Here is a 9,297-nt window from a genome sequence, read left to right on the forward strand (position 1 = left end):
GTTCACGGCTCGATGCGCTACTCGGTCTTCGCCGGCGGAAAACGCGTGCGCCCGGTGCTGATGCTGGCTGCCTGCGAGACGGTCGGCGGCAGGCTCGAGAGCGCTCTCCCGGCGGCCTGCGCCATGGAGATGATCCACACCTACTCGCTGATCCACGACGACCTCCCGGCCATGGATGACGACGACTTCCGCAGGGGAAATCCGACCAACCACAAGGTCTATGGCGAGGCCACGGCCATCCTGGCCGGCGACGCCCTCCTCACCGAGGCCTTCATCCTCCTCTCCCGCCCCGAAGCCGGCACGGACCCCGCGGCCAGGCTCAAGGTGATCCAGGAGATCGCCCTCGCCTCCGGATCCCGCGGCATGGTCGGCGGCCAGGTAGTCGACATGGAGAGCGAAGGGAAGGAGATCGATCTCGCCACCTTGTCCTACATCCATACCCACAAGACGGGCGCCCTGATCCGCGCCTCGGTCCGCGCCGGCGCCATCCTAGGCGGCGCCAGCGAGAGCGGTCTCGCGTCCCTGACCCGCTACGCCGAGGCTATCGGGCTGGCCTTCCAGATCGCGGACGACATCCTCGACGTGGAAGGGACCACCGAGGAGCTCGGCAAGGACGCGGGAAGCGACGAGGCACGCGGCAAGGCGACCTATCCGGCGCTGGTGGGGCTGGAGGCCTCGAAGGCCAGGGCGCAGGAACTGGTGCAGATGGCGCTCGATGCCCTCGCTCCCTTTGACGAGCGTGCCGAACCTCTGCGCCAGATAGCATCCTATATCGTCAAGAGGAAATCGTGATGCCGTCGATCCTCGATGGCATCACCGATCCGAGGCAGCTGAAGAAGCTCTCCATCCGCGAGCTCGATCAGCTCGCCTCCGAGCTCCGCACCAGGATCATCGATACCTGCGCCAAGAACGGCGGGCACCTGGCGCCGAGCCTCGGCGTGGTCGAGCTCACCATAGCACTCCATCGCGTCTTCGACTCGCCCCTGGACAAGATCGTCTGGGACGTTGGGCACCAGGCCTACGCCCACAAGCTTTTGACCGGGAGAAACGACTCTTTCCATACCCTGCGGACCATGGGCGGTATCAGCGGCTTCCCGAAGAGGGGCGAGTCGCAGCACGACTCCTTCGACGTCGGGCACTCCTCCACCTCGATCTCGGCGGCCCTCGGCCTGGCGGTGGGGCGCGATCTCAAGGGGCAGCGCAACAAGGTGCTGGCGGTGATCGGGGACGGTTCCATGACCGGGGGGATTGCGTACGAGGGGCTGAACCACGCAGGGGAGCTGAACAAGGACCTGGTGGTGATCCTCAACGACAACGAGATGTCGATCTCTCCCAACGTCGGGGCCATGTCCAGCCTCCTGTCGCGCACCATCACCAGTGAGTTCGTGCACAGGGCGAAGAAGGAGCTGGAGGCATTCCTCGAGGGCATGCCGATGTTCGGCCAGTCTGCTCTCAAGGTCGCCAAGAGGGCGGAGGAATCGCTCAAGGGGCTCTTCACCCCGGGCATGCTCTTCGAGGCCTTCGGGTTCGAATACATCGGGCCCATCGACGGCCACAACATCCCGCTCCTGCTGGAAACCCTGGAGAACGTCAAGCGCTTCGACGACGCCGTGCTGATCCACGTCATCACCAAGAAGGGCAAGGGCTATCCCGCTGCCGAGGCCAACCCGTCGCTCTTCCATGGCGTGGGGCCGTTCGAGAAGGAAACGGGAAAGGTCCTGAAAGGGAAGGGGGGCGCCGCTTCCTACACAGGTGTCTTCGGTGACGCCGTAAGGAAACTGGCGCGGGAAAACGAGAAGATCGTGGCGGTGACGGCGGCGATGCCTGACGGCACCGGTCTCACCCCGTTCGCCAACGAGTTCCCGGAGCGCTTCTTCGATGTCGGCATCGCCGAGCAGCATGCGGTCACCTTCGCGGCCGGGCTCGCGGCCCAGGGGTTCCGCCCGGTGGTCGCGCTCTACTCGTCGTTCCTGCAGCGCGGTTTCGACCAGCTCTGCCACGACGTCTGCCTGCAGGATCTCCCGGTGCTCTTCGCCATCGACCGCGCCGGCGTGGTCGGCAACGACGGTCCCACCCACCACGGGGTCTTCGATATCAGTTACCTGCGCCAGCTTCCGGGGCTGACCGTGATGGCGCCCAAGGACGAGAACGAGCTGCAGCACATGCTGGCGACCGCGACGACCCTCGACGGTCCCGCTGCCGTCCGCTACCCGAGGGGCAACGGCTTTGGCGTCCCGATCGACCAGATCCTCAAGCCGCTTCCCGTCGGCAAGGGCGAGCTGGTGCGCAAAGGAAAGGACGGGGCCATTGTCGCCGTCGGTACCATGGTGCAGTCGGCCATGGAGGCCGCGACGGAGATGGCCAAGGAAGGGCTTGACCTCGCCGTCATGAATGCGCGGTTCGTGAAGCCGATCGACCGGGAGTTGATACTGGACCTGGCCGAGACGGGGATGCTTTTCACCCTGGAGGACAATGCGCTGCAGGGCGGTTTCGGGACTGCGGTCCTCGAACTCCTCGAGGAGGAAGGGGTGACCGGAGTGCGGGTGGTTCGCCTGGGCTACCCCGACAGCTTCATCGAGCAGGGTGAGCAGGCGGAGTTGAAGGCGGCCTACGGCCTGGATGTCCCGGGGATCGTTAAGAGCATCCGCAAGGCGAGAGGGTAAGTTTTCGTTCAGAGGCAAATCCCCCCTGTCCCCCCTTTGACAAGGGGGGGACGTGAGGGCCCCTCCCTCGCCCCCCGGGAGATGGCAGGCGGGAGGGGGCTGCCAGACTCCTACAAAGGCGGCCACATGCTGGATCCCCGATAGAGGCACTCGGGCGGCCGCATGCTGGATCCCCGATAGAGGCACTCGGGGATGACTCTGAAGCTGAAGGCAAATCCCCCCTGTCCCCCCTTTGACAAGGGGGGGACGTGAGGTTCCCTCCCTCGCCCCCGGGAGATGGCAGGGGGGAGGGGGCTGCAAGACTCCTACAAAGGCGGCCACATGCTGGGTCCCCGATAGAGGCACTTGGGGATGACTCTGAAGCTGAAGGCAAATCCCCCCTGTCCCCCCTTTGACAAGGGGGGGACGTGAGGTTCTCTCCCTCGCCCCCGAGGAGAGGGCAGGGGTGAGGGGGCTGCAAGACTCCTGCAAAGGCGGCCACATGATGGATCCCCGATAGAGGCACTCGGGGATGACGCTGAAACTTAAGGCAAGACTCCTGCAAAGGCGGCCACATGATCATTACCGCACGCTCTGCCGCATTGATCCTCCTGACCCTCGCCCTCCTCGCCGGCCCGGCAACTGCCGCCGACTCCATCTCCTATAGCGCCCAAATACGTGAACTCATAAACCGCGGAGAGCTGGACAAGGCCGTCGAGGCGTTGAGACGTGCCTTATCCCTCTATCCCTATAACGCTGCGGTGAAAAGTGACGTCGCCTACGGATACTCCGAGGTCGCGCAGCGGTACATGAAGGCCAGCCGCTATGTGGAGGCTGCGGAATATTTCGGCGAGGCTCGTGATCTCATCCCGGAGGTCAAGGACTTCGGCCTGATGCGCGGCCTGGCCCTGTACCTGGGCAAGAATTACGAAGCCGCCCGCGCCGAATTCGAACAGCTTCCCGATCGTATCGAAGCGATCATCTACCTCGGCAAGATCGGCTATGATACCGGCGATCTTGCCGGCGCGGTCGCAATCTGGCGCCGGGGCCTGGAGGTCGAAGCTCAGAACAAGATGCTCCTCTCCCTCCTGGTGAAGGCCGAGCGAGAGCTGCCGGTCGAGTCGAAGATGGAGAAGGGCTACAGCTCCATGTTCGACCTAAGCTTCGACGCCGAGCTTCCCGCCGGGCTTTCGGCCGAAGTCCTCGATGCCCTGGAGAGTGCCTACAACACGGTCGGGGCCGACCTGAACTACTTTCCGAAAACCCGCATACCGGTGCTCCTCTACACCAAGAAGGACTACAGCAGCGTCACGGCCGGGCCCGACTGGTCCGGTGGCCTCTACGACGGGAAGATCAGGCTGCCGGTGGGCGGGATCACCAAGGTCAGCAAACAGATGCGTGGCATTATCTTCCATGAATTCACCCACGTGGTCATTTCCGAGCTTACCCGGGGCAACATCCCTACCTGGTTGAACGAGGGGCTGGCGGTAATCGAGGAACGGAAGGAGTTCAGTCATGAGGGCAGTGACTTCTACGGCACGGTAAACCGGGCCCGCCTGATGCCACTTTCCACGCTGTCCGGGGCCTTCACCTCGATGTCCGGTGACGAGGCGGGGGTGGCCTATCAGCAGAGCTACTCCATGGCGAATTTCATGGTGGCTCGCTACGGGTGGTATGCTGTCCAGGGGATATTGAAGTCTCTCGGGGAACGGGCCACGATCGAGACCGCGGTCGCGAAGGCATTGGGTGATAACTCCCTGGACCTGCCGGGGGTGATGAATGAGTGGCGGGAGTCGCTGAAGTAATCTAACAATGCGTGCTTCGACAGGCTCGGCACGAACGGGTGCACGTGATGCTTCAAAAAGCTCAGACCAGGAACAGGGATGGACAGGATGGACAGGATGAAATCATTGATTCACCCTTTTGGGGTTATCCATCAATCCCATGCCTGTTCTTAAGGTACAAGGCAAATCCCCCTGTCCCCCCTTTGACAAGGGGGGGACATTCTATCTCTCTCCTCACGGGAGAGTACAATGGACGGGGTGGGAACTTCAGTTTTGATTTCCTTTATCCTGTACATCCTGTATATCCCTGTTAACAGCCTTTTGAGGTTCGTCTTTTGATTTATGGCACCGGCGTAGACATCGTTGAAATAGCAAGATTCCAGCGTTTCCTCGTGCAGGGGAACGACAGTCTCTTCCGGAGACTCTTCACCTCGGTGGAGCTGGAGTACTGCTCCGGCAAGAAGAACAGCGCACAGCACTATGCCCTGCGTTTCGCCGCCAAGGAGTCATTCCTGAAGGCGCTCGGGACCGGGCTTCGCGACGGGCTCAGCTGGCACGATGTCGAGGTGGTCAATGATGAACTGGGGAAGCCGGAGTTGAGGCTCTACGGGCGCGCCCTGGAGATGTTCCAAGAAATCGGGTTATCCTCCTGCTTCCTCTCCCTTTCACACGACGCGGGATGCGCCGTGGCCATGGTGGTACTGGAGCGCTGATGAAGGTTGTGAGCGGTCAGGTCATGCAGCTCATGGATCAAAGGGCTATCCGGGAATTCGGGATTCCGGGGCTCACTCTGATGGAGAACGCGGGGAGAAGCTGCGCCGACGCCATCACCGAGACCTTCGGGGCGCGCGAGGGTAAGCGTGCCCTTATCGTCGCCGGGAAGGGGAACAACGGCGGCGACGGTTTCGTCATCGCCCGGTTGCTGGCTGAAAGGGGGTGGGATGCTCCCGTGCTCCTTTTGGCTCCCCCGGAGGTCGTGACCGGCGATGCCGCGGCCAATCTCGCCCGGCTTGTGCCCGGGCAGGTGGTGGTTGCCCCCGAAGGACCGTCGCGGCATGCCGCTCTCTTCAAGGACGCTACCCTGATAGTCGACGCCCTGCTCGGGACCGGCGTGAAGAGCGAGGTGACGGGGATTTACGGCGACGCGATCGACATGATCAATTCCGCCGCTCTCCCGGTGGTGGCGGTAGATATCCCGTCGGGAGTTGATGCCGCGAGCGGCCGTATCCTTGGCAGGGCCGTCAGGGCCGACCTCACCGTCACCTTCGCCTTGGCAAAACTCGGAAACGTCCTCTACCCCGGCGGCGAGCTCTGCGGGCGGCTGCTGGTGAGGGAGATCGGGATGCCGGACGCCGTGGTGGCCGAGGCGGAAGGATGCCAGTTTGTCGATCTCTCCTGCGCCCGCGACATGATCCGTCCTCGCCCCGTCGCGGCCCACAAGGGAAGTAACGGGCACTGCCTGGTCATCGCCGGTTCCACGGGGAAAAGCGGCGCTGCCGCCATGGCCGCAAACAGTGCGGTCCGCACCGGCTCGGGGCTGGTCTCTCTGGCCGTGCCGGCCGCTCTCAATCCGGTCCTCGAGGTCAAGACCACGGAGTCCATGACCATGCCGGTCGGCAAACCGGGGACGGGGCACCTGCAGGCAGGGGCGCTGCCGGAGCTGCTGCAGGCTGCGCAGGGGAAGGATGTGGTGGCGCTCGGTCCTGGAATCGGTACCCATCCATCGACGGTCTTCCTGGTGCATTCCTTCCTGGCTGCCTGGGGCAAGCCCCTCGTTGTCGACGCAGATGGCCTCAATGCCCTCGCGGTGAAGCAGGAGGTGCTTCTTGGCAGGCGGGGAAGGGTGACCGTGCTGACCCCGCACCCGGGCGAGATGGCGCGGCTCGCGGGGGTGAGCGTCCCGCAGGTGGAGGCCGACCGCATCGGCTGCGCCAGGGAGTTCGCGACGAAGTACCAGGTTCACCTGATCCTCAAGGGCGCCCGCAGCATCATCGCCGCCCCCGACGGTAGTATCGCCATAAACGGCAGCGGCAACCCCGGCATGGCCAGCGGGGGGATGGGAGACGTCCTGACGGGGATCGTGGCCTCGCTGGTGGGGCAGGGGTATCCTCCTTTCGAGGCCTGCCAGTTGGGGGCGTTCATCCATGGTCATGCGGCCGACCTCCTGGTGGAGCGGATGGGGACGCAGGGGATGAAGGCCACGGACGTCCAGGAGATGCTCCCTGAGGCGCTGCGGCGGGTGCAATTGCCGTCATTCCCACGGGTTTAAGCGGGGGATCCTGAGCTTGATCCCCGATAGAGGCACTCAGGGATGACGCTAAAGGTAGAGGCGAATCCCCCCTGTCCCCCCCTTTGACAAGGGGGGACGTGATGTCGCCCTTGCTTGGTGTGGCCTATCTTCTCCCTCGCCCCCCGGAAGAGGGTGCAATTGCCGTCATTCCCGCGGGCTTAAGCGGGAATCCAGAGCTGGATCCCCGACAGATGCACTCGGGGATGACGCTGAACCGGAAGCAAATCCCCCCCGCGCCCCCCTTTGACAAGGGGGGAGGCCCCTAAACCATTTGTCAAAGGGGAGGTCTTCAAGACTTTGGACCAGGGGGGCATTCATATAAACCTCTGAACAGGGAGAAAGACACTATGCTGAATGCTAAAGATGTCATGACCAAGGATGTCATCACCGTCCGCCGGGAAACGACGGTGAGAGAGCTCGCCACCCTCTTTGCCGAAAGCCGCATCAGCAGCGCCCCGGTCGTCGATAACGACGGCACCCTCATCGGGATCGTCTCTGAGAGCGACCTGGTGGAGCAGGACAAGAACCTGCACATCCCCACGGTCGTCTCCATCTTCGACTGGGTCATCTACCTGGAGAGCGATAAAAAGTTCGAAAAGGAGCTCCAGAAGTGGACCGGCCAGACGGTGGGGGATATCTACTCCCAGGAAGTCTTCAGCGTCGGACCCGAAACCCCGGTCAGCGAGGTAGCTGACATCATGAGCAACAGGAGGGTCCACTCCGTACCGGTGGTCGAGGGGGACAAGGTGGTAGGGGTCATCGGTCGCATCGACCTGATCCGGACGATGATAGGTTAAGCCCGCATGTTCAAGATTATTACCGGAAGCGCCGCCGAGACGATTGAGCTCGGCGCCCGACTGGGCCGTGTTCTGGAGCCGGGCGACTTCATCGCCCTGGTCGGCGACCTCGGCGCCGGCAAGACCCAGTTTACCAAGGGGGTCGCGGAGGGGTTGGAGGTCGATCCGCAGACACCGATCACCAGCCCGACCTATACCATCCTGAACATCTACGAGGGGAGGCTCCCCCTGTACCACTTCGACCTCTACCGCCTGTCGGGTGCCGAGGAGATCGAAGATCTCGGTTTCCACGAGTACTTCTTCGGGGCCGGCGTCTGCGTGGTGGAGTGGGCCGAGCGGCTGGGGGAGGAGCTTCCTCCCCAGGCCGTCACCATCTCCTTTGCCCATGCCGGTGGCGACGGCAGGGAGATTTTCATCTCCCTGGCCGGATCGAGGGCTGAGAGCCTTTTGAAGCTCCTTTTCCCGGAGTAATATCCTGCCGTTCCACCGCCTGCTCGGTAATCGTTTCCCGCCCGCCAGGTTCCCCCGTTTACCGTATAAAGAGCCAGTATTTTGCGGCATTGGGATCAGGAAGGCGACTCCCTCCAGGCTCGACCGTCTCGATCGACACCACGAGGGTGAGATGGCCGTGGCCGAGGTCGATGCAGGCACAGTAAAAAAATGTTTTGACCCGCTGGTTTATTCTTGGTAATAAAGTCATTCCAACCGCGGGCCTGGTTGAAAAACCGCCGCTGATCTACAGTGAGTACAAGGAGGACTGACATGGCTTTGGTGGTCCAAAAATACGGCGGCACCTCGATGGGGTCCGTCGAGCGGATACGCAACGTCGCGAAAAGAGTGGCAAAAACTTACGATGCAGGCAACGACATGGTCGTGGTCGTCTCCGCCATGTCTGGCGAGACCAACAAGCTGGTGGCGCTGGCCAACGAGGTCTGCGAGTTTCCAGATAACCGTGAATACGACGTCCTCGTCGCCGCGGGAGAGCAGGTCTCCATCGCCCTTCTTGCCATGACCCTCAAGTCCATGGGATACAAGGCCAAGTCGTACCTGGGCTTCCAGGTTCCGATCATCACCGACAGCGCCTACAGCAAGGCCAGGATCGAGGAGATCCCGGATGAGAAGGTGAGGACGGACCTGAAGGACGGCACCATCATCATCGTGGCCGGCTTCCAGGGGATCGACAGCACCGGCAGCATCACCACCCTGGGCCGCGGCGGCTCCGACACCTCCGCTGTGGCCATGGCGGCCGCGCTGAAGGCCGACGTCTGCGAGATCTACACCGACGTGGACGGCGTCTACACCACCGACCCCAACATCTGCAAGGATGCGAAGAAGATCGAGCGTATCTCCTACGAGGAGATGCTGGAGCTCGCCAGCCTCGGCGCAAAAGTGCTCCAGATCCGCTCCGTCGAGTTCGCCAAGAAATACAACGTGGACGTGCACGTCCGCTCAAGCTTCAATGAAAATCTCGGAACGATGGTGACCAAGGAGGATAAAGATATGGAAGCAGTGCTCGTCTCCGGTATCGCGTATGCCAAGGATGAAGTGAAGATAGCAGTGATGCAGGTTCCCGATAAGCCGGGTATTGCGGCCCAGATCCTTTCGCCGCTCTCCGATGCCAATATCTCCGTCGACATGATCGTCCAGAACGTCAGCGAGGCGGGATTCACCGACTTCACCTTCACGGTGCCCCAGACCGATTTCAAGAAGGCCCTGGCCATCACCAAGGAGACCGCCGAAGCCATCTCCGCCAAGGACGTCATCTCCGATGAGAACGTCAGCAA

8 protein-coding genes are annotated in these 9,297 nt (G+C 62.5%); all 8 read left to right on the forward strand.

Going from position 1 to position 9,297, the window contains the following annotated elements:
- Nucleotides 1-792: polyprenyl synthetase family protein (locus tag AC11W3_RS18715; RefSeq protein ID WP_484093528.1), on the forward strand; the 792-nt coding region annotated here is incomplete at its 5' end.
- On the forward strand, nucleotides 792-2,663 hold the full coding sequence (gene dxs, locus AC11W3_RS18720; RefSeq protein ID WP_484090794.1) for a 1-deoxy-D-xylulose-5-phosphate synthase: 1,872 nt from the start codon (nucleotides 792-794) through the stop codon (nucleotides 2,661-2,663). The genes AC11W3_RS18715 and dxs, both read left to right, overlap by 1 nt.
- A gap of 554 nt (nucleotides 2,664-3,217) precedes the next feature.
- Complete coding sequence (locus tag AC11W3_RS18725; RefSeq protein ID WP_484090774.1) at nucleotides 3,218-4,447, forward strand: peptidase MA family metallohydrolase; 1,230 nt, start codon at nucleotides 3,218-3,220, stop codon at nucleotides 4,445-4,447.
- Nucleotides 4,448-4,761: 314 nt separating this feature from the next.
- Entirely contained in the window at nucleotides 4,762-5,139 is a 378-nt protein-coding gene (locus AC11W3_RS18730; protein WP_484090775.1) for a holo-[acyl-carrier-protein] synthase, read from the forward strand.
- Entirely contained in the window at nucleotides 5,139-6,695 is a 1,557-nt protein-coding gene (locus AC11W3_RS18735; RefSeq protein WP_484090776.1) for an NAD(P)H-hydrate dehydratase, read from the forward strand. Before AC11W3_RS18730 ends, AC11W3_RS18735 begins: the two co-directional genes overlap by 1 nt.
- A 368-nt stretch (nucleotides 6,696-7,063) precedes the next feature.
- Nucleotides 7,064-7,513, forward strand: coding sequence for a CBS domain-containing protein (locus AC11W3_RS18740; protein WP_484093529.1), 450 nt, complete (start codon nucleotides 7,064-7,066; stop codon nucleotides 7,511-7,513).
- Nucleotides 7,514-7,519: 6 nt separating this feature from the next.
- On the forward strand, nucleotides 7,520-7,984 hold the full coding sequence (gene tsaE, locus AC11W3_RS18745) for a tRNA (adenosine(37)-N6)-threonylcarbamoyltransferase complex ATPase subunit type 1 TsaE (RefSeq protein ID WP_484093530.1): 465 nt from the start codon (nucleotides 7,520-7,522) through the stop codon (nucleotides 7,982-7,984).
- Nucleotides 7,985-8,275: 291 nt separating this feature from the next.
- On the forward strand, nucleotides 8,276-9,297 hold a 1,022-nt coding region (locus tag AC11W3_RS18750), incomplete at its 3' end, for an aspartate kinase (RefSeq protein ID WP_484093531.1).

It is taken from the genome of Geomonas sp., assembly GCF_056994735.1.

Excerpts from the sequence above, each read along its gene's own strand:
- tsaE (WP_484093530.1), top strand. The coding sequence starts at position 7,520 with ATGTTCAAGATTATTACCGGAAGCGCCGCCGAGACGATTGAGCTCGGC.
- AC11W3_RS18725 (WP_484090774.1), top strand. The coding sequence starts at position 3,218 with ATGATCATTACCGCACGCTCTGCCGCATTGATCCTCCTGACCCTCGCC.
- dxs (WP_484090794.1), top strand. The coding sequence starts at position 792 with ATGCCGTCGATCCTCGATGGCATCACCGATCCGAGGCAGCTGAAGAAG.
- AC11W3_RS18740 (WP_484093529.1), top strand. The coding sequence starts at position 7,064 with ATGCTGAATGCTAAAGATGTCATGACCAAGGATGTCATCACCGTCCGC.
- AC11W3_RS18735 (WP_484090776.1), top strand. The coding sequence starts at position 5,139 with ATGAAGGTTGTGAGCGGTCAGGTCATGCAGCTCATGGATCAAAGGGCT.